This is a genomic window from Streptomyces sp. NPDC101151 (genome assembly GCF_044768335.1).
Lineage (GTDB): Bacteria > Actinomycetota > Actinomycetes > Streptomycetales > Streptomycetaceae > Streptomyces.
In genome coordinates this window covers 121295-145536 of record NZ_JBIWPP010000020.1, presented here as the reverse complement: position 1 = coordinate 145536, position 24242 = coordinate 121295, and the positions used below count along the sequence as shown (strand labels likewise).

21 protein-coding genes are annotated in these 24242 nt (G+C 70.8%); 14 read left to right on the top strand and 7 right to left on the bottom strand.

Going from position 1 to position 24242, the window contains the following annotated elements; genetic code table 11:
- Positions 1–86: 86 nt before the first annotated feature.
- Entirely contained in the window at positions 87–668 is a 582-nt protein-coding gene (locus ACIRU3_RS30735) for a Uma2 family endonuclease (RefSeq protein ID WP_404062955.1), read from the bottom strand.
- A gap of 62 nt (positions 669–730) precedes the next feature.
- On the opposite strand from ACIRU3_RS30735, the gene ACIRU3_RS30730 reads away from it, so the two are divergent.
- The 5 genes from ACIRU3_RS30730 to ACIRU3_RS30710 all read left to right on the top strand — a co-directional run bounded on the left by ACIRU3_RS30730 (position 731) and on the right by ACIRU3_RS30710 (position 7794).
- Positions 731–1336: a hypothetical protein gene (locus ACIRU3_RS30730; RefSeq protein ID WP_404062952.1), complete on the top strand. Its 606-nt coding sequence runs from the start codon at positions 731–733 to the stop codon at positions 1334–1336.
- A 249-nt stretch (positions 1337–1585) separates the two neighbouring features.
- Positions 1586–2047 carry an SseB family protein gene (locus ACIRU3_RS30725; RefSeq protein ID WP_404062996.1) on the top strand — a complete coding sequence of 154 codons (462 nt, stop codon included), beginning with the start codon at positions 1586–1588 and terminating at the stop codon, positions 2045–2047.
- Positions 2047–2703 (top strand): hypothetical protein, encoded by a 657-nt coding sequence (locus ACIRU3_RS30720; protein WP_404062950.1) that lies wholly within the window; start codon positions 2047–2049, stop codon positions 2701–2703. Before ACIRU3_RS30725 ends, ACIRU3_RS30720 begins: the two co-directional genes overlap by 1 nt.
- Positions 2704–2705: 2 nt before the next feature.
- The gene (locus ACIRU3_RS30715; protein ID WP_404062947.1) at positions 2706–7391 is read left to right on the top strand and encodes a putative T7SS-secreted protein; all 4686 of its coding nucleotides are present in this window, start codon (positions 2706–2708) and stop codon (positions 7389–7391) included.
- Positions 7392–7395: 4 nt separating this feature from the next.
- Positions 7396–7794, top strand: coding sequence for an Imm7 family immunity protein (locus ACIRU3_RS30710; RefSeq protein WP_404062945.1), 399 nt, complete (start codon positions 7396–7398; stop codon positions 7792–7794).
- Positions 7795–7835: 41 nt separating this feature from the next.
- Here the strand turns inward: ACIRU3_RS30710 and ACIRU3_RS30705 are convergent, their stop codons facing one another.
- From ACIRU3_RS30705 to ACIRU3_RS30695, 3 genes are read right to left on the bottom strand one after another with little or no spacing between them, the layout of a single operon-like run.
- Positions 7836–8468, bottom strand: coding sequence for a DUF6000 family protein (locus tag ACIRU3_RS30705; RefSeq protein WP_404062942.1), 633 nt, complete (start codon positions 8466–8468; stop codon positions 7836–7838).
- Between the two features lie 3 nt (positions 8469–8471).
- Positions 8472–8648 (bottom strand): hypothetical protein, encoded by a 177-nt coding sequence (locus ACIRU3_RS30700; RefSeq protein ID WP_404062940.1) that lies wholly within the window; start codon positions 8646–8648, stop codon positions 8472–8474.
- Positions 8645–8962, bottom strand: coding sequence for a CPCC family cysteine-rich protein (locus ACIRU3_RS30695; protein WP_404062993.1), 318 nt, complete (start codon positions 8960–8962; stop codon positions 8645–8647). The genes ACIRU3_RS30700 and ACIRU3_RS30695 overlap by 4 nt, the downstream gene beginning before the upstream one ends.
- A gap of 613 nt (positions 8963–9575) precedes the next feature.
- On the opposite strand from ACIRU3_RS30695, the gene ACIRU3_RS30690 reads away from it, so the two are divergent.
- From ACIRU3_RS30690 to trpD, 6 genes are all read left to right on the top strand, one after another.
- Complete coding sequence (locus ACIRU3_RS30690) at positions 9576–12473, top strand: BTAD domain-containing putative transcriptional regulator (RefSeq protein WP_404062938.1); 2898 nt, start codon at positions 9576–9578, stop codon at positions 12471–12473.
- 418 nt (positions 12474–12891) lie between these two features.
- On the top strand, positions 12892–13929 hold the full coding sequence (gene sbnB / locus ACIRU3_RS30685) for a 2,3-diaminopropionate biosynthesis protein SbnB (protein WP_404062935.1): 1038 nt from the start codon (positions 12892–12894) through the stop codon (positions 13927–13929).
- 42 nt (positions 13930–13971) lie between these two features.
- A complete protein-coding gene (locus tag ACIRU3_RS30680; RefSeq protein ID WP_404062932.1) occupies positions 13972–15486 on the top strand; it encodes an anthranilate synthase component I family protein in 1515 nt (504 codons plus the stop codon).
- Entirely contained in the window at positions 15483–16070 is a 588-nt protein-coding gene (locus ACIRU3_RS30675) for an anthranilate synthase component II (RefSeq protein ID WP_404062929.1), read from the top strand. The genes ACIRU3_RS30680 and ACIRU3_RS30675 overlap by 4 nt, the downstream gene beginning before the upstream one ends.
- 227 nt (positions 16071–16297) lie before the next feature.
- The gene (locus ACIRU3_RS30670; RefSeq protein WP_404062927.1) at positions 16298–16519 is read left to right on the top strand and encodes a hypothetical protein; all 222 of its coding nucleotides are present in this window, start codon (positions 16298–16300) and stop codon (positions 16517–16519) included.
- Between the two features lie 41 nt (positions 16520–16560).
- Positions 16561–17640, top strand: coding sequence for an anthranilate phosphoribosyltransferase (trpD, locus tag ACIRU3_RS30665; RefSeq protein ID WP_404062924.1), 1080 nt, complete (start codon positions 16561–16563; stop codon positions 17638–17640).
- A gap of 80 nt (positions 17641–17720) precedes the next feature.
- Here trpD and ACIRU3_RS30660 read toward each other — a convergent pair whose 3' ends face one another.
- The 3 genes from ACIRU3_RS30660 to ACIRU3_RS30650 form a co-directional block, all read right to left on the bottom strand.
- A complete protein-coding gene (locus ACIRU3_RS30660) occupies positions 17721–19025 on the bottom strand; it encodes a cation:proton antiporter (protein WP_404062922.1) in 1305 nt (434 codons plus the stop codon).
- Complete coding sequence (locus ACIRU3_RS30655; RefSeq protein WP_404062919.1) at positions 19006–19593, bottom strand: flavin reductase family protein; 588 nt, start codon at positions 19591–19593, stop codon at positions 19006–19008. Before ACIRU3_RS30655 ends, ACIRU3_RS30660 begins: the two co-directional genes overlap by 20 nt.
- A gap of 86 nt (positions 19594–19679) precedes the next feature.
- Entirely contained in the window at positions 19680–21281 is a 1602-nt protein-coding gene (locus tag ACIRU3_RS30650) for a tryptophan halogenase family protein (RefSeq protein WP_404062917.1), read from the bottom strand.
- Between the two features lie 221 nt (positions 21282–21502).
- On the opposite strand from ACIRU3_RS30650, the gene sbnA reads away from it, so the two are divergent.
- The 3 genes from sbnA to ACIRU3_RS30635 all read left to right on the top strand — a co-directional run bounded on the left by sbnA (position 21503) and on the right by ACIRU3_RS30635 (position 24186).
- Positions 21503–22600 (top strand): 2,3-diaminopropionate biosynthesis protein SbnA, encoded by a 1098-nt coding sequence (gene sbnA / locus ACIRU3_RS30645; RefSeq protein ID WP_404062914.1) that lies wholly within the window; start codon positions 21503–21505, stop codon positions 22598–22600.
- Positions 22601–22672: 72 nt separating this feature from the next.
- Complete coding sequence (locus tag ACIRU3_RS30640; protein ID WP_404062911.1) at positions 22673–22936, top strand: acyl carrier protein; 264 nt, start codon at positions 22673–22675, stop codon at positions 22934–22936.
- Positions 22933–24186, top strand: a complete 1254-nt coding sequence (locus ACIRU3_RS30635) for a beta-ketoacyl-[acyl-carrier-protein] synthase family protein (RefSeq protein WP_404062908.1) — start codon at positions 22933–22935, stop codon at positions 24184–24186. Before ACIRU3_RS30640 ends, ACIRU3_RS30635 begins: the two co-directional genes overlap by 4 nt.
- Positions 24187–24242: the final 56 nt, after the last annotated feature.

Here is a 24242-nt window from a genome sequence, read left to right as displayed (position 1 = left end):
TTTCGTCAAGTGTGCAGGTCGGAAGGGGTCGGACTCTGGCGAGTCCGACCCCTTCCCCGTTCCCGTGCTGACTTGGTGCTGACTTTTCAGCCGCGTCGGGGCGGCGTGAGCTTGTCGAGGTCCAGGCTGATCTTGAACGGCACCGGGCGCTGGAGGGTGCCCCGGAAGATGCCGGCGGGCGCGTAGGCGCCGGTGGGTTCGTCGAGCTCGTAGACGTGGACGACGGGTGCGCCGTCCTCGTCCTCGATGCACCAGTAGTGCGGGATGCCGGCCTCTGCGTACTTGCGGAGTTTTACGGTGCGATCGCGGTGGGCGGATTCGGGGGATACCGCCTCGACGACGAGCTTCACGTCTTCCGGGGCGTACCAGGTGCGGTCGGGGTCGTAGGGCAGGTCCGTCAGCAGGAGGTCCGGCTCCGGGCGGTTGCGGGCATCGAGGCGGATCGTCATCTCACGCTCGACCTCGATGCCAGTCGGAGCCTGCGCCATGAGCGTGGTGGTCAGGGCGGTGACGAGGCGGCCATGCCAGGACCGCTGGGGCGACATCATGAAGACGAGGGCTCCATCGATCAGCTCGGTGTGGCGTGGTGCCTCGGGGAGGCGATCCAGGTCCTCCGCGAACCAGCCTTCCGCGCGCGGCGGGCGCATCCAGTCGGGCAGTGCGGTCATGAGTCAACCCTAGCGATGGAGGCCGTCAAGGGGGCGTTGTGCGCCTGATCCATAATCGGCGCATGGATGTCGTCGGGATACTTGAGGCCGCCTCGCTGCTGGTGCCCGACGGGGTGGCGACAGGCAACGACATCACCGTTTCCGATGTCTGGGACTACCTCGCGCACGACGAGTGGGAAGTGGCACTCGACCTGCTGCAGGAGCTGGGTGACGGATGGACCGCGCCGACGGGTTTCTGGGACGAGCTGGAGCTCGCGGCCGGGACGCTGGGGCTCGAACGGAGCCGCGAGTGGTGCTCGTGGCGGGGTGCAGAGACGAGAATGGGCGTCATCCGGGCCGAACTGGTCCTCCGCCCGGCCGGTGAGACGTTCCGGCGCACACCGATTCCCGGAGCCGGGGTGTTGCGGCCCATGTGGGACATCGGCAACCGGACGGACGACGGAGCGCGTGAACTGGACATCGCCCGGCTGTGGGTCGAGTTTGCCGGTGACCTCGCACCCGGTGCTCAGGCTCCGGTGCGGCTCCTGCCCCTGACCGCGGCGCGGTGGAGGCACCTCGGCCCGGGCGACCGGATCACGCTGTACGAGACCGCGGTGGTGGGCGGGACGGCGACGATCCTGGAGGTCCAGCCTCCGTCGGCGTGCGAGGAGCATGCGACACCGTGCTGATTCTGTGCCGACCTGGACGCCCCAGAACCACGTTTTCGCGGGTGGGAGCGTTGTCGTGTACGTTCCGGTTCAACGTCTGATGAGTAACCGTTCTCTCCTCTGAGACAACGGAACTCAGAGCAAGGGCTCGCCTGGGGAGGCGAGCCCTTCTCCATGTCGGATCCGGGACCTTCGTCTGCACGGAGCGTGCTGTCCGTGTGTGGTGATGGTGCAACCGGATGTGGCGTCACGGCGTGTTGTCCTACGGTGCTGGATGGTGTCCTGCTGACGAATGTGCGTACGGAGGTCGTGGTGAGCAACGGGGCGGGGGCGGTACTTGCCGAGCGCATCGCCGAGTGCAGAGGCGGGGTGGGGGACCCCCGGGAGATGGTCGGGGAGTTGCGGCGCGCTGCGCTCCTGGTGCCGCTCGACGGCGGACGGGTGTGGACGGGACACCTGGGAGGGGTGCGGTGGATCTTCGCGTTCACCTCTGAGGAGGCGCTCGCACGGTTTGCGCGTACGCGCGGAGAGAGCCGGCGCGCCTGGGACTTTGCGGAGCTGCTCGGGGCGCGGTTGCTCGACGAGGTCGTGCCCGCCATGGAGGAGCCTGCCGGGATCGCCGTCGACGTGGCCGACGAGGACGGTGCGATGCTCTTTCCGCCGGTCCTCGGGCTCGTGCCGGAGTCCGTCGCCGTGGACCGCGCATCCGACACCGCCGCAGAGGTGGGCTGATGGGCGGCGAGGGGGCGGATCTGCACGTCGATCCGTACAGCGTGCGGCGCATCACCACCGGGCTGCGCGAGGCCATCGGAGAGCTGGGCGAGGTGGGCGACGCCACCGGCTCCGTCATGGGCAAAGGGTTCTCCCAGCTCGCGATGACCGGTATGGAGGCCGGCCATCATGGTCTGTCCGTCGACTTCGAGGACTACTGCGAGCGCTGGGAGTGGGGCGTGCGAGCCCTGGTTCAGGACGCCAACGCGATCGCGGCGAAACTGGGCCTCGCGGCGGGGCTGGTCTGGGAAGAGGACAGGTACGTCGAGACCACGTTCAAGTACGGACTCAACGCGATCGCGGGCGGCAACCCGGACGCGACGGAGGAGGAACTGGCCGGGCAGAGCTGGGGAGAGGTGGCCAAGCCCGACTGGCTCGACCCCGACTACAGCGCCAAGTCCTTCGAGGACGCGGGTGACGAGGCGCTGCAGACGTGGAAGGACACCGGTCGGTCGGTGCTGACCGAGGGCCAGGGCGGCATGCAGTCCGACGTGCTCAACGAGGTGTTCGGCGTCGACCAGAAGCAGTTCGACCAGGCGGTGGACGACACCTTCGGACCCTCGCCCGAGGAGCGGGCACGGCAGACGCAGCCGGGCGACGGTAACGAGGGGAACTAGCTGTGGGCATCGGCGACTTCATCAAGGACGTCACGCCTGACTCGGTGGAGCACGCGGTCGAGGACGGGGTCGAGTGGGCCGGTAACCGTGTGGAGGACGCCGGCAACTGGACGGCCGACCGGCTCGACGACGTCGGCTGGGAATCGGGCGCCGACTGGGTCCGCGAGAAATCGCGTTCCGTGGCGAACCGCATGGGCGCGGAAGTCGACGAGATGGACCTCGGGCAGACCGAGGACAAGACCAAGCTCATCTACGGCAGCCCCGGCAAGCTGCGGGCCACCGCCGGGCATCTGAACGACTTCAGCAGGGCGTTCAACGACGTCGGCCTCGGACTCGAAGGGCTCGACTCCGACAGTCTCAAAGGGCAGGCGGCGGACGCCTTCCGCAAGACGGTGAAGATAGAACCGCCCAAGTGGTACAAGGGCGCCGACGCCTTCGAGGAGGCGGCCAAGGCCCTGGGCGCGTTCGCCGACACGGTCGCCTGGGCGCAGAATCAGGCGCAGACCGCGATCGACAAGTGGAAAGCCGGGACCGAGGCGTCCGAGAAGGCCGCCGATGCGCACCAGGGCAAGGTCGACGCCTACAGGAAGGCCGTCGACCAGTACAAGGACACGCCCGAAGATCAGCGCGACCCGTCACAACTCCCGCCGAAACCAGGGGAGTTCCAGGACCCCGGCAAGCAGCTGATGCAGGAGGCGCAGGACATCCTGGCCGAGGCACGCCGGCAGCGCAACACCGCGGCCGAGACCGCGCGCGGCGCCGTCACGCGCGCCCGCGACGCCGCTCCGCCCAAGCCCTCCTACGCCGAACAGGCCAAGGACGGGCTGGACGAGGTCGAGCTCATGAAGACCCACTTCGGCGCCGGCATCGTCAAGGGCACCGCGGGAATCGTGAACTTCGCGCGCGGGCTCAACCCGACCGACCCGTACAACATCACGCATCCAGCCGAGTACCTCACGCGCCTCAACAGCACTGTGGCCGGGCTCGTCACTGTCGCCAACGACCCCTGGGGCACCGGCAAGCAGATGCTGGACACCTTCATGAAGGACCCGGGGGAAGGGCTCGGCACGCTGGTGCCGGACGTGATCCTCACCGCCGCGACGGGTGGTGCCGGAGCCGCCGCGAAGGGCGTGAAGCTCACGGACGAGCTCGCGGACGCCGCCAAGGCACGCCGCGCCCGCGAGCTCAGGGAGACCGTCCGCAGGCCCGACGGCAAACGGTGCGGCCGTGAGCCCGTCGACTTCGCGACCGGCCGCATGTTCCTGCCGCAGGAGGACGTGCTGCTGCCGGGCAGCCTGCCGCTGGCGTTCCGCAGGGACTTCGAGTCCTCGTACCGGGCGGGCCGCTGGTTCGGCGAGAGCTGGTCGTCGACGATCGACCAGCGCCTGACCGTCGACCCGATCGGTGTCGTCTTCCACGGTGAGGACAACCTGCTCGTCCCGTATCCGCACCCCGCCCCCGGCACACCGGTGCTCCCCGAGGCGGGGCCGCGCTGGCCGTTGGAACGGCACACCGACGGCAGCTACACGCTCACCGACCCGGACACGGGCATCGTCCGGCACTTCCTGGCCCCGCCGGGCGCCGAGCCGGGAGGCAACGGCTCCGCGCCGCTCGCCGAGATCGCCGACCGCAACGGGCACACGGTCATCGCCGAGTACGACGAGGACGGCGCCCCGCTCGCCCTCACCCACTCGGGTGGCTACCGCCTCACCTTCACCACGGAGCACTGCCGGATCACCTCGCTGAGCCTCGGCGGCACCGAGATCGCCAGGTACGGATACAGCGAGGAAGGCCATCTCACCGAGGTCACCAGGTCCTCCGGCACCCCCACCCGGTTCGCCTACGACACCGAGAGCCGCATCGTCGCCTGGACCGACACGAACGGCTCCAGCTTCAGCTTCGTCTACGACGACAGGGACCGGTGCGTGTCACAGACGGGTGCCGAGGGGCACCTGCGCTCGGAGTTCCACTACAGCGACCGGCACCCCGACACCGGCCTGACCACCACCACGGTCACCGACTCCCTCGGCCACCTCTGGCGCTACACCGTCAACAGCCACCTCCAGGTCGTCGCCGAGACCTGGCCCACGGGCGCGACGATCCGGTACACCTACGACCGCGACGACCGGCTGCTGTCCCGTACCGACCCTCCCGCGCGAGCGGGGGGATCCCCGGGCGCGCGCACCGAGTTCCGCTGGGACGACGAGGGCCGTCTCGTCTCGACGACCCGTCCCGACGGCAGCGTGCAGACGGCGGCCTACGGCAGCGACGGCCGGCCGGTCGAGCTGGTCCAGCCGGGCGGACTGCGCTGGAAGCAGGAGTTCGACGAGCACGGCAACCGGCTCGCGGTCACCGACCCCGCCGGGCGTACGACCCGCTACACCCACGACGCGCTCGGCCACATCACCTCGGTCACCGACCCGCTCGGTGCCACGACCCTGCTGCACCACAATGCCGCGGGCCTTCTCATGGCCCGGACGGCCCCGGACGGCGGCAGGACGTCGTACGTGCGGGACGCCTTCGGCCGGATCACCGAGCGCACCGGACCGAGCGGCGCCGCCGCCCGCTTCGAGTGGACGCCCGAGGGGCGGCTCGCGCGGTTCACGGGCCCGGACGGCGCCGTGGAGTCGTGGACGTACGACGGCGAGGGCAACTGCCTCGGCCACACCGACCCCGAGGGCGGCACCACGGCCTTCGAGTACACCCACTTCGATCTGCTCACGGCCCGCACCGACCCCGACGGCACCCGCCACGAGTTCACCCACGACACCGAGCTGCGCCTCACCGAGGTCCGCAACCCCCTGGGACTGCGGTGGAGCTACACCTACGACCCGGTCGGCAACCTCGTCGCCGAGACCGACTTCGACGGCCGCACCCTCGCCTACGACGTCGATCCGCTGGGCCGGGTGCTGACCCGTACCACCCCGCTCGGCGCGGCCGTCCGCTATGAGCGGGACCTGCTCGGCCAGGTCGTCCGCAAGGACGCCGGCGGTGCCGTGACGACGTACGAGTACGACCCCGCGGGCCGGCTGCTGCGGGCCATCGGGCCCGACGCGGAGCTGACGTACGCGTACGACCGCCGGGGCCGGGTCAAGACGGAGCTGGTCGACGGGCACGCGCTGTCGTTCGGGTACGACGCGGCCGGGCGCCGCACCCGGCGTGTCACCCCGAGCGGCCATGTCACCACGTACACGCACGACAGCGCGGGCCGTTCCGCCGCGCTGACCGTCGCGGACCACGACATCGTGTTCACGCGTGATGCCGCAGGGCGCGAGCTGACCCGCAGCGTCGGGGAGACGCTTACGCTGACGTCGGGCTGGGACGCCGCGGGCCGGCTCACCGCCCAGGAGATCGCGCGCGGTGGCGACCGGCTGAACCTGCGGACGTACGCGTACCGCGACGACGGTCATCTCGTGGCGGTCGACGACGCCCTGCGCGGCCCGCGCCGCTTCGGCCTGGACGTGACGGGCCGGGTCACCGCCGTCACGGCCGACCGGTGGAGCGAGTCCTACGCGTACGACAGCGCCGGCAACAACGTTTCCGCCGCCTGGCCGGACCGGCACGCCGGTGGCGACGCGCGGGGCGAGCGCTCCTACACCGGCACCCGGATCACGGAGGCCGGTGCCGTCCGCTACGTGTATGACGACGCCGGCCGGCTGATCCGCCGCTCGAAGGCCCGGCTGTCGAAGAAGCGCGACCTGTGGACGTACGCGTACGACGCCGAGGACCGGCTCATCGAGGTCACGACCCCGGACGGCACGCTGTGGTGCTACCGGTACGACCCGCTCGGCCGGCGCATCGCCAAGGAGCGGATGGCGCCCGACGGCCGGACCGTGGCCGAGCGCACGCGCTTCGTCTGGGACGGTCCCGTGCTCGCCGAGCAGACCACGGAACTCCCCGGCGAGCTGCCTCATCACACCACGCTGAGCTGGGACCACGAGGGTCTGACCCCTGTCGCCCAGACCGAACGGCTCATCGACACGGCCACCCGACGGGAGATCGACGCGCGGTTCTTCGCGATCGCGACCGACCTCATCGGCACCCCGACCGAGCTCATCGACCAGGACGGGCGCATCGCCTGGCAGAGCCGCACCACGCTGTGGGGCATCACGACGTGGAACGCCGACGCGTCCGCGTACACGCCACTGCGGTTCCCCGGCCAGTACTTCGACCCCGAGACCGGTCTCCACTACAACCACCACCGTTACTACGACCCGCAGACCGCCCGGTACATCACGCCCGACCCGCTGGGCCTCGCGCCCGCCCCCAACCCGACGGCGTACGTGCACAACCCGCACCGGTTCAGCGATCCGCTGGGCCTCGCGCCGTACGAGGACAACGGGGGGCTCGGCGACCTCGTCGAGGTCAACAAACCCGACGCCGACGCGGACAAGCTGGCCGAGAAGCTCGGCGGAGAGCCCCGCAGGAGGTTCGAGAACGACCCGGTCGGCCGCGAGTTCGACGCGATCAGCGACGAGTACGTGGCCCAGGCGAAGCCCGCGGACTTCACCCTGAACAAGAAGTTCCGCAAGCAGGCGCAGGCCACGTTCGAGGCGGCGATCCAGAGCGGCCGCACACCGTACTTCCACTTCGACGGACCGCCCGGACCAGGCGTGATCGATAAGCTCCAGGAATATGGGCACCGGTACGGTGTCGAGCCGGTGATCGACACAACTCCGCTGGAGTGAGGGCATGTACGAGTTCCATGGCTGGTTCGGTATCTCCGAGGACCCGTACGAGGACGACCCGCAGTCTCTGCGGTCGGGGGTCGAGGAGCTGCGCGCGCGGATCGACGCGGTCCAGTGGTCCTCCAGTTGCAAGGTCGTGCTCGACGTCTTCAACGGGCTGGACGTCGTCACGGCCACCGGCCACACGAACCACATCGGCTACGAGGCCGGGCAGCTGGATGAACTGGTGGCGTACATCGCGCGCCGCTTCCCCGGCTCGTGGGGGCTGCTCCACGACCGCTCCGACGAGGGCGACATCCCGAACGCCGACAACGCGTTCCGGGTGCGCGTCATGCGCAGGGGGGTCGTCGAGGAGCGCCTCGATCCGTTCCTCTCGCCGTGCAATCCGGTGATCGAGGACTGAGCCCTACGAGGTCCGGCGCTGCTGGGGGTTCTGACGCCGCCTCAGTCGCGCGACCAGCCGTTGGCGAAGTCGCGGTGGAGGTCCGTCCAGCGGTGCTGCTCGGCGGGCGTGAAGGCGGGGTGGTCGCGGAGGTGGACCAGGGCGCTGACCCACTGGTCCCAGTGGCCGTCGGGCCGGGTGAAGCGGGTGGCGTGGTCGGTGCCGAGACGGGCGTCGAGGCGGAGGAGGGCGCCGAGGGCGGCGGGCTGGTCGTAGCGCAGGTCGGTGCGGGGGAGATAGCGGTGGAGGCAGGCGGTGAGGATTTCGGCGTCCGCGTGCGTGCCGAATCTGGCCAGGGCGAAGCGGTAGGCGCCGCCGGAGTAGCAGACCTCGCCGGCGAGGAGCAGGTCACCGAGGTGCTCGCGGAACGCTTCGCGGCGGTCGACGCCGATCAGCCAGGCGGCGGTGAGGCGCGAGCGCCATTCGTAGGCCAGGAGGGCTTCCAGTTCGGCGTCCGTGACAGTGGCGGCATCGTCGATCAGGTGGCGTGCAAAGCGTTCGGCGTGCGGCCACCCCGGCCGCAGGACGCGGGACCCGTTGAGTTCGAGGTAGCGCGGGTGGTCCGAGTCCTTCCTCGTCACGTAGCGCTCGATGACGTAGCCGTGGCCGGTCGTCTCGGGGTGCTGGAACGGCATCGGTCACCTCTCGAAGACTTCGATGGCGGTCAGCCGACCGAAGCCACCGAGGGAGGGGAGCCCGCCGATGACGGCGGGGATGGCGTCGGAGCCGATCCAGATCAGTTCCGCGCGGGCGTCGTAGGACGCGCCGGCCTCGCCGTCGAGCTGCTGGACGAGTCCGTCGATGTGGGAGGTCATGACGCCGGGTGGTCGCGGCGCCAGAAGGCGGGGAGCCACCAGCGGAGCACCGAGTGGTCTTCCGGCCACGGGACTCGTGCCGCTGCCTCCCGGTCCTCGAAGGAGTCGCGCGTGAGGTCGATCGGGCGCCAGGCCGGATCGAGCGGCTCGTCCGCCGCCGGCGGCCGGACGAACCGCCGGCCGTGCCGGTCGCAGGCGCCGTAGTCCTGGTAGTCGCGTTGGGCCTGGACCAGGGAGACCTTGTCGGCCGCGCCGGCCATGGTCGGCCAGCGGGACTCGACGCCGTCGTCCTCCCAGAAGCAGACGGGGCAGATCTCGTACGAGCCGGGGATCTCGACCAGGACGAGATGCCCCGCAGCAGGGACAGGGGCAGCGGTTGCTCACCTGCGCAGTCTCACCGACCTGCCGGTCCCGGTGCCAGGTGTTTCGGGCTCCGCTCCAGGTCGGGACCGGTCCGCGCGCATTCGGGTTCGACGCGTGTCCCGCGCACAGTGCCACAGGGCCGAGTCATTCGGGGGCCGGCCCGCTGTCGTACGGGGTCCGGCGACGGACCGCTGTGCGTCAGTGAACCCCGTGCGGCACGTCGTGGAACTTGCGCCAGGGGTAAGCACGTTCACCCAAAGAGCCGAAACGGGGGAGGTTGTGACGTGCGAATTCGCATCCCTGAAATGAGTGGACTGCGCAAGTAAAAGGGGAATCCCGGATTCGCAATGGCCGCGCCTGTGAAAGGCGCGTCCGTCGGAAATCGTTGGGAGCCAAGTTCACTTTCTCGGGTATTGTCGTCCGTTGGGCCACCTGACGGGACGTAGGGATGGAAGTTCTGGGGGAACATCCGTGGGCGAGCGGCTCAGGTTCGAGGTACTCGGGCCCGTGACGGTGACGTCGCAAGGCCGAGGTCTTCCGATCGGCGGTGCGCGTCAGCGAACGGTGCTCGCTCTGCTGCTGCTCAACTCCGGCCGCATCGTGCCCGTGGACACGCTCGTCGACGCCGTCTGGAGCGACCGGCCGCCGGCCACCGCCCGTACCCAGATCGCGATCGTGATCGCCGCGCTGCGCAAGACGTTCAAGAACCAGGGCGCGGCCGAGGACATCATCGTCACCGCCCACCCCGGCTATCTGCTCAGACCCGACGGCCACTCGGTGGACGTGCTCGAGTTCTCCCTGCTGGTGAAGACCGCCGAGAGCGCAGTGCAGCAGGGGCGGCTCACCGAGGCCGCCGGCTCCTACACCCAGGCCCTCGCCCTGTGGCGCGGTCCCGCCTTCGCGGGGATCTCCAGCTCCCTGGTCGAGGACGAGGCCGCACGCCTGGAGGGCCACCGGCTCAACGCCTACGACGACGCCACGGCCGTCCAGCTGGAGCTGGGCAACCACCACGACCTGGTCCCGGAACTCACCTCCGTGGTGCGCGAACACCCGCTGCGCGAACGGACCCGGCACCATCTGATGCTCGCCCAGTACCGGTCAGGACGGCGGGCCGAGGCGATGGCCACCTTCCGGGAGGCGCGCGCCCAGTTCATCGAGGAACTGGGCATGGAACCGGGCCCGGACCTGCAGGGACTGCACGACGCGATCCTGCGCGACGACCCGTCGCTGGCACCCGCCCCGGCCGTGCCCGCCACCGACGCACTGCGTGCCGACACCCTCGTGGTCCCGTCGGAACTCCCGCCGGACGTACCGGGATTCACCGGTCGGGGGGCGGAACTCTCCTTACTGGACACGCTGGTGGCGAGCCGTGACCGGCAACACGGTCCCGCCATCGGGCTGATCACCGGCATCGCCGGTGTCGGCAAGACCGGTCTCGCCGTGCGCTGGTCGCACCGGGCCGCCCAGCACTTCCCCGACGGCCGCCTCTTCGCCGATCTGCGCGGCTACGACGAGCACCACGAGCCGACGCCGGCCCGGGACGCGATGAGCAGGTTCCTGCGCTCGCTCGGGGTGTCCAGCGACCAGATCCCCACCCAGACCGAGGACCTCGTCGCGCTCTACCGCAGCGTGCTCGCCGAGCGGCAGGTGCTGCTCGTGCTCGACAACGTCCGTTCCTTCGCCCAGATCCAGCCCCTGCTGCCGGGCAGCGGCGGCTGCGCCGTGCTGGTCACCAGCCGGGAGCAGCTGGAGGAGCTGGTCACCTGGCCGCAGGACGCCCGGGTGCACCTCGGGGTACTGCCCGGGGCCGACGCCGTGGAGCTGCTCGGGCGCATCGTCGGCGAGGAGCGCATCGACTCCGCGCGCGCCGACACCCGGCGCCTCGCGGACCTGTGCGACCGGCTGCCGCTGGCGCTGCGCATCGCCGCCGCCCGGCTCGCCTCCAAACCGCACTGGACCGTGCGGCACCTGGTGACCCGGCTGGGCGACGAGCGGCGCCGGCTCGACGAGCTGAGCCAGGGCGCCGCGCAGGTGCGGGCCAGCTTCGAGCTGTCGTACCGCTATCTGCCGGACGACACGGCCCGGCTGTACCGGCGGCTGGGCCTGCTGGACGTGCCGGACTTCGCCGCCTGGGCGGGCGGAGCACTGCTCGACGTCGAGGTGCTGGACGCCGAGCGGCTCATGGAGGATCTCGTCGACGCGCAGTTCCTGGAGGTGGTCGGCGTCGACGCGGCCGGCCGGCTGCGTTACCGGCTGCAGAACCTCATGCGGCTGTACGCGCGCGAGCGGGCGCAGGCCGAGGAGCCGGAGGCGGAGCAGCGGGCCGCCCGGGAGCGGGCCTTCCGCACCTGGCTGACCCTCGCCGAGGAGGCCCACCGGCGGGAGTACGGCGGCCACTTCAGCGTCGTGCACAGCCCCGCGCCCCGCCGCCCCCTCGATCGCATCCACACCGACGAGCTGCTCTCCTCGCCGCTGGAGTGGCTGGAGGCCGAGCGCCTGTCGCTGGTGGCCGCGGTGGTGCAGGCGGCCGAACTCGGCATGGACGACCTCGCCTGGGACGTGACGGTGTCCGTCGCCGTGCTCTTCGAGACCCGGCACTATCTGGAGGACTGGCGCGAGTGCGCCGAGGCCGCGCTGGAGGCGGCCCGGCGCAGCGGCAACCTGCTCGGCCAGGCGGCCATGCTGCACCAGCTGGGCGGGGTCGCCCAGTCCTACCAGCGCCTCGGGGAGGCACACGCCCGGTACACCGAGGCGATGGAGCTGTTCGAGCGGGCCGGGGAGCCGCACGGGCTGGCGCTGAACCTGCGCAACCTGTCGATCCTGGAGCGGTTCAGCGGCGATCTCGACCGCGCCATGATCCGGCTGGAGCGCGCGGGCGAGATCTTCCGCACCGTGGGCGACACCTCCTCCGAGGCGCACGCGCTGGACAACATGGCGCAGATCGAGCTGGAGCGGGGCAACACCGAGCTGGCGATGAAGCTGGGGGTGGAGGCCGTGCGGATCATGGAGTCGATCGACCGGGGCAGCAAGCGGGGTGTCGCACAGACCATCCACCGGCTCGGCCGGGTCCATCTTGCGCGGTCCGAATTCAGAAGAGCAGAAGAAGCGTTTCTGCAGGTGATCGACCTCGTCCAGGCCAAGTCCGATCTGGTCGGACTCGCCTACGCCCTGCTCGGTCTCGGCGAGGCCCGGCTCGGCGCGGGGGACGTCGACGCGGCCGAGGCCACCCTGACGGAGGCCCTGGATGTCGTCGACCGCATCGACAGCCCCCTCGTGGACGGCCAGATCAACCTCGTCCTCGGTGAGGTCCGCAGCCGTCAGGGCCGGATCGACTCCGCCCGGGAGCGGGCGAGCGCGGCCCACGCCGTCTTCCTGCGCACGGGTTCGCCCCGGTGGCGCGCGCAGGCCGAACGGCTGCTGAACCGGCTGGAGGGGGAGCCGGAACCGGGCGCCTCCGGCTGACGTCCCGTACGCAGCACGTCCCGTACGCAGCACGTCCCGTACGCAGCACGTCCCGTACGCAGCACGTCCCGTACGCAGCACGTCCCGTACGCAGCACGTCCCGCACCGAGCACGTCCGGATCCGCAGCACGTCCCGTACCGCAGCACGTCCCGTACCGCAGCACGTCCCGTACCGCAGCACGTCCCGTACCGCAGCACGTCCCGTACCGCAGCACGTCCGGATCCGCAGCACGTCCCGTACCGCAGCATGTCCCGTTCCGCAGCACGTCCCGCACCGAGCACGTCCGGATCCGCAGCACGTCAAGTACCGCAGCACGTCCCGTTCCGCAGCACGTGATGTAGACGCCCAATAATCAGCCGATAAAGGACGTGCCTACTTTCGGCTGGGACAAACGCCAGCCGAAGTGTGGAGTACAAGATGCCGCCCGTTGCCAAGGCGCCTTCCTTCGCGGTGATTTCCGGAGCTCAGGTCCACCGGGTACTCGACGGCCGCCATCAGGAGGTGGTGGGCCTGATCGAGACGGCGTACCGCGTCCACGGCGCCGGTGACACCGTCAATCCGCCGTCCTACTTCCTGCGCTTTCCCGACCGCCCGGCCTCCCGGATCATCGCCTTGCCTGCGTCCATCGGCGGCGACATCCGCGTCGACGGACTGAAGTGGATTTCCAGCTTCCCCGAGAATGTGGCCGCCGGACTTCCGCGCGCCTCCGCCGTGCTCGTCCTCAACGACCACGACACCGGCTATCCGCTGGCCTGTCTGGAGAGCTCCATCATCAGCGCGGCCCGTACGGCGGCCTCGGCGGCGCTGGCCGCGGACGTGCTGAGCCGGGGCCGGGGCGAACGGCCCCGGCGGGTCGGATTCGTCGGCACGGGACTCATCGCCCGCTACGTCCACGAGTACCTCGCGGGTACGGGCCTGCGGTTCGACGAGATCGGCGTGCACGACCTGTCGGCCGAGCACGCCGCCGGATTCGCCGGCTACCTGGAGCGGGCGCAGGACGGCGGCCGTGTCACCGTGCACGACAAGGCCGAGGACCTGGTCCGCGGCAGCGATCTGATCGTCTTCGCCACGGTCGCCGGCACCCCCCATGTCACGGACCCCGCCTGGTTCGGCCACCACCCGCTGGTGCTGCACGTCTCGCTGCGCGACCTGGCACCCGAGGTGATCCTCACCGGCGCCAACTTCGTCGACGACATCGAGCACTGTCTGAAGGCCGACACCTCCCCGCACCTGGCCGAACAGCTCACCGGAGGGCGGGACTTCATCGACGGCACCCTGTACGACGTGCTCACCGGCGCCCGGGCCGTACCGGCCGACCGGCCGGTGTTCTTCTCCCCGTTCGGCCTCGGCGTGCTGGACCTCGCGCTCGGCAAGCACGTGTACGACACCCTGAACGCCTCGGGTGAACTCGCCGTCCAGCCCGACTTCTTCCACGAGCTGCGCCGCTACGGCTGAGCGCACTCCTGACCGGACCACCCCGAGGAAGGGGCCCCACCCGTGACCACCCTGCTCGACCCACCGCCCCACGCGGCCGGCGCCCGGCGCCGGCCCGTTTCCGTCCGCGTCGACGAGACCCCGCTGCCACCGCACGACCCGCTCGCCCTGTACGACGTCCTGCGCGAACGCCTCGGCGACGGCGAGGTGTTCCTCCTGGAGAGTCTGGAGGCGCCCGAACAGGAGAGCGGGGACTCCCTCGTGGGCCACGGCCGGCTCGCCGAACTCCAGGTACATGCCGACCGGGTCACCTTCGACGGCATCGCCCCGGTCGTGGACGCGCTGCTCACCGCCGCCGACGCCCTGGACCTCGCGCCGCTGCCGGGCGGGGCGCGGGCGCTCGTCCGCGGCGACCAGGTGTGGGAGCTGCTGCGCGCGGCGCAGCGCGCGTTCGCCGTGGAGACCGGGATTCCCGCGCAGACGTACGCATTCGGTTTCCTCGCCACCGTCGGCTACGGCGCCGCCTGGCACATGGAGCGGCTGCCGCGGCGCGCCGCCGACGGCGGACCCGACCTGGTGCTCACGCTGTTCCGCGAGGTCGTCCACTACGACGGCGGTACCGGCACCGTCCGGCTGCGCACCGCGCACAGCGAGGACTTCCCGCCCGCCGACCCCCGCACCGTTCTGGGGGCACTCGCCCGGCTGCGGCCGGCGGCCGTGGCCGTACCTGAGGCGCCCGTGCCGCACGCGGTCTACGACAGCACCGATGAGGAAACGTTTCTCGGGAAGGTCGAACGCTGCCTGGAGCACATCCGGGTCGGGGACATCTACCAGATCCAGATCGGTCACCGCATCGACGTCACCACCGACCTGTCCCCGCTCGACCTCTACCGGCGGCTGCGGCACCGCAACCCGTCCCCGCACATGTACCTCGTGCCGCGCGGTGGGGCCACCCTCATCGGTGCCAGCCCCGAGGTGCTGTTCGCCACGCGCGGGGACCGGATCGTGATGCGGCCCATCGCCGGCACCACCCCGCGCAGCGGCGAGGCGGCCGTCGACGGCCCCCGGGTCGCGGCGCTGCGGGCCAGCGAGAAGGAGCGCGCCGAGCACGTGATGCTGGTCGACCTGTGCCGCAACGACATCGGCCGGGTGTGCCGGCCGGGCACGCTGGCCGTCGAGCGGCTGATGACGGTCGAGACGTACTCGCACGTCTTCCACCTGGTCTCCTCCGTCGAGGGGCAGCTCGCGCCCGGCGAGGACACCTGGTCCGCGCTGCGTGCCACATTCCCGGCCGGCACGGTCACCGGCGCGCCGAAGATCCGCGCCATGGAGATCATCGAGGAACTGGAGAGCGAGCCGCGGCGCATGTACGCCGGTGCCGTCGGCCTGGTCGACGTGCGCGGCTGGTCCCGGCTCGCGCTGTGCATCCGTACCGTCGCCCACGACGGGCGGACGTACTCCACGCAGGCGTGCGCGGGCATCGTCGCCGACTCCGACCCGCGGGCGGAGTGGCGCGAGACGCTGCACAAGATGGGCGCCGCCTACTGGGCGCTGACCGGTGAGGAGCTGCTGCCGTGAAGGTCCTGCTCGTCGACGCCTACGACAGCTTCACCCACATCATCGACCAGTACCTGCGCACGCTCGGCGCGGACACCGAGGTGGTGCGCTCGGGTATCCGCACTCCGGAGCAGCTCCTGGCCACAGAGCCGGACGCGGTGGTCCTCGGGCCCGGCCCCGGGCATCCGGCCGACTCCGGGCACGTGGAGTCGGTGCACGCCTTCGCCGGGCGCGTCCCGCTGCTCGGCATCTGCCTCGGCCACCAGGCCATCGGGCTCGCCTACGGGGCCCGGGTGGCGGTCGCGGAGCGGCTCAAGCACGGCAAGACCAGCCCGGTCACGCACGACGGGGCCGGGGTGTTCGCCGGGCTCGGCCCCGAGGTGGTCGCCACCCGGTACCACTCGCTGATCGTCGCCGAACCGCTGCCCGAGGAGCTGACGGTGACCGCGCGGGCCGTGGACGACGGGTACGTGATGGGGCTCAGACACCGGCGACTGGCCGTCGAGGGCGTCCAGTTCCATCCGGAGTCCGTGACCACCGTCGGCGGGCTGCGGCTGCTGGAGAACTTCCTGACGGCCGCGGCGGCGATGGAGCGGGTCGGTTGACGAGCGGAATTGACGGCACCGGGTGCGGAATTACCCGTACCGGTGCCGATTCGCCTTCCGGGATATCGGAATTCAATGGTCCGAATTTTCGAAAACGTGCCCTGACCTGCGCTTATATCATCGTTATCGTCGACGGTGCTGGAGCGATAATAAAGCGAAGCGGCACCCCCATAGATTTCTTGCTGTCGGAGCGAACCGCAGCAACGAAAAACCAACGGGAGACGAAAATGCAGCTCGTCAGGACCGCTCAGAAGAACAAGCTTCAGGCCCTCGTCCTCGCCGCCCTGACCGCGGGTGCCGTCTTCACCGCGGTGGCCGGCGCCGGCCACGCCGAGGCGCAGCCGCGGCCGGCCGCGGTCGCCGACGGCGGTGTCCAGGTTGGTGTCGTGCTCTCCGGTGACGGGGTCACCGTGCAGCTCGGCAGCGGCGACGTGGACCCCTGGAGCTGAGGCCGGGACGACGGCCCACCACGGACCGAAGGAGAGCACCTGTGAGCACAGGCACCGAGACGGAGCGTACGGAACGCTCCTGGCCGGCACTGCTCGGCTCCGTTCTGAACGGCCGTGACCTGTCCGGAGCGGACACCACATGGGTCATGGACCAGGTGATGCGGGGCGAGGCCCCGGACGCCCTGATCGCCGGCTTCCTGGTCGCCCTGCGCGCCAAAGGGGAGACGGTCGGCGAACTGGAGGGGCTGGTCAGGGGAATGATGGCGCACGCCGTGCGCATCGACGTGCCGGGGAGGACCGTCGATGTGGTCGGTACCGGGGGAGACGGGGCGAACACCGTCAACATCTCCACCATGGCCGCGATCGTGGCGGCGGGCGCCGGCGCGCGGGTCGTCAAGCACGGCAACCGCGCCGCGAGTTCGGCCTCGGGCTCGGCGGACGTACTGGAGCGGCTGGGAGTGAGCCTCAGGATCCCGCCGGGGCAGGTCGCCGCGGTGGCCGAGGAGGCAGGCATCACGTTCTGCTTCGCCCCCGACTTCCATCCGGCGATGCGGCACGCGGCGGGGGCGCGCCGGGCGCTGGGCATCCCGACCGTGTTCAACGCCCTGGGGCCGCTGACCAATCCGGCGGCTCCCGCGGCGCACGCGGTGGGCGTCTCCGACCCGCGGCTGCTGCCGCTGGTCGCCGGAGTACTGGCGCGGCGGGGGGCCACCGCGCTGGTGTTCCGGGGCGACGACGGGCTCGACGAGCTGACGGTGACGACCACGTCCACCGTGTTCTCGGTGGCCGTGGGCCAGCTGCGCCAGGAGACCTTCGACCCACGGGACCTCGGCATCGCCCTCGCCCCCGTCGAGGCGCTGCGTGGCGGAGATGCCGCGCACAACGCGGAGGTGGCGCGCCGGGTGCTCGCCGGTGAGCCGGGTCCGGTGCGGGATGCGGTGCTGCTGTCGGCCGCGGCCGCCCTCGCCGCAGCCGATGCCTCCGGCGGGCGTACGGTCACTGAGCGGATCGGTGCCGCGCTGGGCCGGGCCGCTGATGCCGTGGACTCCGGGGCGGCCCGGGCGACGCTGGAGCGCTGGGTGCGGGTGAGCGGGGAGCGGGCGCTGGCGCCGGTCGCGTGAGCGGGCCCCCGGGGCCGGTGTGACCGCCCCGGGGGCTGTGCCCTCAGACCCCCGCTGTCGGCCCCGGACGGGCCGCGTCCTCAAACGCCGGACGGGCTGGAGGCCGCCGGCCGGTGCTCGGACGGCCCGGCCGTCACGCCGGGGGCACCGGCGTCGGCCGGAACTCGACGGAACCGGCTCAGCGCAGGAGAGGTGACCGCAGTGGTGAGGAGGGCCATCAGGACCAGGATCGTGAACAGCGACGGGCCGATCACTCCCAGCTGGAGGCCCAGGTTGAGGGCGACCAGCTCGGTCAGGCCACGGCAGTTCATCAGGGCGCCGATGGACATCGCGTCCCGCCAGGACTCGCCGGCCAGCCGCGCCGCTGCCGTGCTGCCGCCCCACTTGCCGAGGGCGGCCACCGCCAGCACCGCGGCCGCCCACAGCCACTGCGTGGGAGCACCGTTGAGCAGGGCGATGTCGGTCTTCAGGCCGGTGTTGACGAAGAACAGCGGCAGCAGCACCGGGACGGTGAACGCCCGCAGGCGGGCCGCCGAGATCTCGACCGTCCGGGAGCCGCGCGGTGTCACCACACCGAACAGGAAGGCGCCGAAAAGGGCGTGGATGCCGATCCGGTCGGTGACGAACGCCGACAGGCACAGGCCGCTGAACAGCACCACCAGCACCGTGGACTCCACCGCCCGCCCGGCCCGTTCCGCGGTCCGGGCGAGCAGCGGCCGTACGACCCACAGCATCACCGCGAGGAACACCACCGACCACAGTGCCGTCAGCGCAGCGTCCTGCAGGGAGCCGCTCGCGCCGACGGCGGCCACCACCGCCAGCAGACACCAGGCGGTCACGTCGTCGACGGCCGCGCAGGCCATCGCCAGCGAACCCAGGCGGGTGGTGTACATGCCGCGGTCGGTGAGGATACGGGCCAGCACCGGGAACGCCGTGATGCTCATCGACACCGCGACGAACAGGACGAACGGCAGGCGGTCCACGCCCTGGGGAGCGAACGTGCCGTACATGCCGAGCGCGAGCAGCGAACCGAGCACGAGCGGCAGCGCGATGCTGGCCTGACTGACCGCCACCGCGGAGCGGCTGTGGCCGCGCAGCGCCCTGAGGTCGAGTTCGAGGCCGACCAGGAACATGAAGGCGAGCAGCCCCAGATTGCCCAGGGCCCCCAGATACGGCAGCACCTCGGGCGGGAAGAGCCAGTGCTGGAGCGAGGGCGAGACCCAGCCGAGCAGGGACGGGCCGAGCAGGATGCCCAGCGTGATCTCGCCGATCACCGGAGGCTGGCCCATCCGCCGGAACAGGCCGGCGCCGGCCATGCAGGCGGCGATGACCACCGGTACGGCGATCAGCAGGTCCGGCAGCGGATCAAAGGCGGGTGCCGACACGTGCGTCCCCTTCCAGAGTGGCGGGCAGCGCCACTTCGGCGGCGGCCTCGGCGAGCGGGCTCGTGGCCACCGACCAGCGGGCGTACCGGCGGCGGCCGTACAGCAACGGCTCGCCCGCGTCGGCCAGCGTGACGCCGGTGACCCGGCCGAAGACGGCCGTGTGGTCGCCGATGGCCATCGAGTGCACGATCTCGCAGTCGGCGACGGCCAGTGCCGCCCCGGTGAGGTGGGGGCCGCCGGCGCCGAGCGGCAGCCGCCACTCGGCGCGCTCGAAACGGTCGGCGGCGCCGGAGGCGAACAGGTCCGAGACGGCGCGGGCCTGCTCGTGCAGGAGGTTGACGGCGAACCGGCCGCTGTCCAGGGCCGCCTGCAGAGTGGGGCCCGCGGTGCGCAGGCAGACCACCAGGGTGGCCGGATCGAGGGCCACGCTCGCCAGCGAGCTGCAGGTCATCCCCCGCGGGGCGGAGTCGGCGCCCAGGGCCGTGACGACGGAGACCCCGGACGGGAAGCAGGACATCAGCGGGCGTATGTCGGTGTTGTCGGACGACGTGCTCAGGGATGTGCTCATGCGGGAGGACTCCTGTCCGTGAGAGGCCGGCGGTGCCGCGCCGCGCAGGGAGCGGCGGGCACCGCCGTGCGGTCCTGGGCCTGGGCTTACTTGCCGTGCAGCCGGCGCAGGTAGTCGTAGGTGCTGGGCAGGGTCTGCAGCAGATGCTCCTGCTGCTGCCGGACCTGCTCGAAGAGGGGCTCGGCACCCGCCACGGACTCCGGCTTGTGGGCGAGCGCCGGCAGCGGTGCGTCGGGTTCGAGGCCGAGTCCGGCGAAGATGCAGTAGTAGCTGCCGTTGGTCCAGAAGTTGCGGAATTCCGCCTCGAAGTTTCCGTAGTACGTGGATTCGTCGGCGATCGGCGAATTGATCGGCAGGCCCGCCCGGTAGGCCGCGATCTTCTTCTGGATGTTCTCCGGAAGCTTCAGCTTCTTCTGCGCCTGCCAGAATGGCGAATCATTGCGCGGGGCGTAGTAGAAGTGCGCCTGAATGAAGTCTCGGGTGTCGTCGAACATCACCTCGATCTCGTTGTTGAAGCTGTCGACGAGCGCCGGGTTGAAGGTGCGGTCCGGGAAATGCTTGGCGAGCTGGTAGATGGCGGCCGTGATGAAGTAGATACCGGTCGACTCCAGCGGTTCGAGGAAGCAGGAGGCAAGGCCGATGCTCACCACGTTGTTGACCCAGGCGCGACGGTTTCGGCCGACCCGGAAACTGACGTGGTTGAACTTCGTCTGCGCCGGGTCGAGATCCCACATCTCGCAGAATTCCTGGGTCGCCTCCTCCTGCGTGGTGAACTTGCTGGAGTAGACATAACCGGAGCCGAAGCGGTCCAGCATCGGAATCTTCCAGCTCCAGCCGGAGGACATCGCGATGGCGGAGGTGTACGGCTCCACGCCGTTCGCCTCGTCGTCGTGCGGGACGGCGGTGGCGACCGCCCTGTCGCACATGAGGTGGTCGCTCATGTCCACGAACGGCTCGCCCAGGGCCTTGTTGATCAGCAGCCCGCGGAAGCCCGAGCAGTCCACGAACAGGTCCGCCTCCAGCACCCGTCCGGACGTGCAGTGCAGCGCGGTGACGTAGCCGCGCTCGTCCTGCTCGACGCTGACCATCTCGTCCTGGATGTGCTCGACGCCCTGCTTGTCGGTGGCGAACCGGCGCAGGAAGTCGGCCACCAGCGCGGCGTCGAAGTGCCAGGCGTAGCGCGTGGAGGGGGTGCCGTCGAGCCACTTCGGGGAGAGCTTGGCGTCCATCACGGGCGGCTCGCGGAAGCACGAGTAGTCGAACGGCAGGTCCGTGCGGCCCTCGTGCCTGTTCTTGAACCAGTAGTGCGACAGCGGGGTGTTGTCGTGGTCCGGCAGGATGCCGAACGGGTGGTAGAAGTGGTCCGGCCGGCCGTCCTCCAGCGTGCGGGCCTCGGGCTCGCCACGGCCCGGGGTACGCCAGTTGACGAATCGCACCGCCATCTTGAAACTGGCGTTGCACTCGCGCATCCACTCCTCCTCGGGTATCCCGAGATAGTCGAAGAGCACGCGGTGCAGATTCGGGACGGTGGCCTCGCCCACACCGATTCTGGGAATGGCCGGGGCCTCCAGGACCTGGATGTCCACGGTGCCCTGCAGTGCCTTGCCCAGATAGGCGGCGGTCATCCAGCCGGCCGTGCCGCCGCCGAGGATGACGACCTTGCGGATACGCGAATCGGTTTCGGTCATATGCGGGGCTCTCTCTCCTGGTCGGGTGGGTCGGGAGCATATTTGTCCCGACGCTGTCGAGCGATTCCACGCCAGATTCGGAGGGCTTGCTATGCCGCTTCTATAGATGGCTGGTTTCTCGGCTTGAGCAGCCTTGTATGGGTGAGGTATAGGCGGCCCGGCGATTGTCGGGCGACATGGCAAACCGCCCCGCAACTCCCAGCAGAGGATGGCTGCATCAGATGCCGTACGAAGACGGGAATGCCGTTGCCCCGGGGCCGGGCGGACTCCCCGGCACCCCGCCGGCCGGACTCAAGGGAATCCTTTCCGCGGTGGGGGGAACCCCGCTGATCGAGCTGGAACGGCTCGTCCCGGGATTTCCCGGCAGGCTGCTGGCCAAGGCCGAAAGGTTCAACCCCGGCGGCAGTGTCAAGGACCGCTCCGCGCTGGGCATGGTCCTGGGCCGGATCCGCTCCGGGGAGCTCGTACCCGGCCGCTCCACGGTGATCGAGTCCAGCTCCGGCAACCTCGCCATCGGACTCGCCCAGATCTGCGGGTACTTCGCACTGCGCCTCGTCTGCGTGGTCGACGCCCGCACCACCCAGCAGAACATCGCGATCCTGCGCGCCTACGGCGCCGAGGTCGAGGTGGTCCGCGAACCGGATCCGGTCACCGGCGAACTGCTGCCCGCGCGGCTGCGCCGGGTGGCCGAACTGCTGGCCGAAACCCCCGACTCGTACTGGCCCGACCAGTACGCCAACCCCCTCAACCGCCAGGCCCACCTGACCACCATGCGGGAGATCGCCGAGGAACTCGACGGCCGGGTCGACCACCTGGTCCTGGCCGCCGGCACCGGCGGCACCCTGGGCGGCTGCGCGGAGTACATCCGGCAGGCGGACCTCGGCACCACCGTGCACGCCGTCGACGCCGTCGGCAGCGTGCTGTTCGGGCCGACCGCCGGCTGCAAGCGGCTGGTGCCCGGGCACGGCGCCTCGGTACGGCCCAAGCTGCTGCGCCCCGCGGACGCCGACCATGTCATCCACGTCACCGACCTGGACTGCGTGGTGGGCTGCAGGCGTCTGGTGCGGCGCGAGGCGATCCTCGCCGGCGGCTCCTCCGGGGCGGTCGTCTCCGCGCTGGAGAGCGTCCTGCCGCACGTCGAACCCGGCGCGAACGTCGTACTGATCCTGCCCGACGGCGGCGACCGGTACCTGGACACGATCTACGACGACGTCTGGGTACGACGTCACTTCGGCGCGGTCTCGCACCTCTGGGCGAGCGCCGAGTTCCCCCAACCTGCCGAGAACAGCGGCGAGTTGGCCGATATAGGGCATCGATAGCCGGTCCGCACAGCATGGTCGGCACCGACCACGGAACCCCCACCACGACCCACTCATCCACGGAGGCATCCCATGACCACCCAGATCCCCGCCCTGAACGAGGCCGAGCAGACCCAGATCAAGGACATCGTCTGCGACATCCTGGAGCTGGAGCTCGACGAGGTCACCGACACCAGCCTGTTCAAGGAGGAGCACGACGCCGACTCGCTGCGCACCATCGAGATCCTCGCCTCCCTGGAGCGCACCTTCGGCATCACCCTGAAGCAGTCCGAGCTGAGCCGCATGGTCAACCTGACCGGCGTCTACGCCGTGGTCGCCGAGGCCAAGGCCCAGTGACCGGCGACCGGCACCGGGTGGTCGTCACCGGCCTCGGGGTGGTGACCAGCATCGGCACCGGAGTCGACGCCTTCGCCGCGGGCCTCAGGGCCGGGCGCAGCGGGGCGAAGCCCATCACCGCGTTCGACACCACCGGCTTCGCCTACTCCAACGCCTGCGAGATCACCGACTTCGACCCCGGGGCCTGGATCACCGAGCAGTCCCCGGACGGCCTCGGCCGCGCCGCCCAGTTCGCGGTCGCCGCGAGCCGGATGGCGGTGGCCGACGCCGGCCTCACCGAGGAGCAGGTGCGCGGGGTGCGGTCGCTGGTCTCCGTCGGCACCACCGACGGCGAGTCCCGCGACCTGGACCACCTCACCGGGCTGCAGGTCACCGGCGGCGACGACGTGCTCGACGCCGTGGTGGCCCGCCGGGTGTGGCCGGGGCGGCTGTCCGCCGGGATCGTGCGCGAACTCGGCCTGGAGGACGTGGAGACGGTCACCGTCCCCACCGCCTGCGCCGCCGGCAACTACGCCGTCGGCTACGGCTACGACGCGATCAGCTCCGGCGACGTCGAGATGGCGCTGTGCGGCGGCGCGGACGCGCTGTGCCGCAAGACCTTCACCGGCTTCTACCGGCTCGGGACCATCGCCCCCGACGTGTGCCGCCCCTTCGACGCCGACCGGCAGGGCATCCTGACCGGCGAGGGCGCCGGCATCCTGCTCATGGAGTCGCTGGAGTCGGCGCTGGCCCGCGGCGCCCGCATCTACGCCGAGGTGCTCGGCTACGGACTGTCCTGCGACGCCAGCCACCCCGTCGCCCCCGACCGCGACTCGATCGCCCGCTGCATCACGGCCGCACACCGCAACGCCGGGATCGACGCGGCCGACGTCGACTTCATCTCGGCGCACGGCACGGGCACCAAGGCCAACGACGTCACCGAGGTCGGCGCGATCCGGCAGGTGTTCGGCGACGAGCTGCCGCGGACCGTGTCCATCAAGTCGATGATCGGCCACACCATGGGCGCCGCCAGCGCCCTCGCCTCGGCGGCCTGCGCCCTCGCCCTGCGGGACGGCTTCATCCCGCCGACCGTCAACCACCGCACCACCGACCCCGAGTGCGCGGTGGACTGCGTGCCCAACGAGGCCGTCGATGCGGATCTGAGGGTCGTACAGAACAACGGCCTCGCCTTCGGCGGGAACAACGCCGTGCTGGTGCTCGGCCGGTGGGACACGGCGACGGACGCGGCACCCGTGCCGACGGCCGCCTGACCCGGAGACGACACCGCAACACGCCAACACACGAGGACAGAGGGGAGTGGGACGCC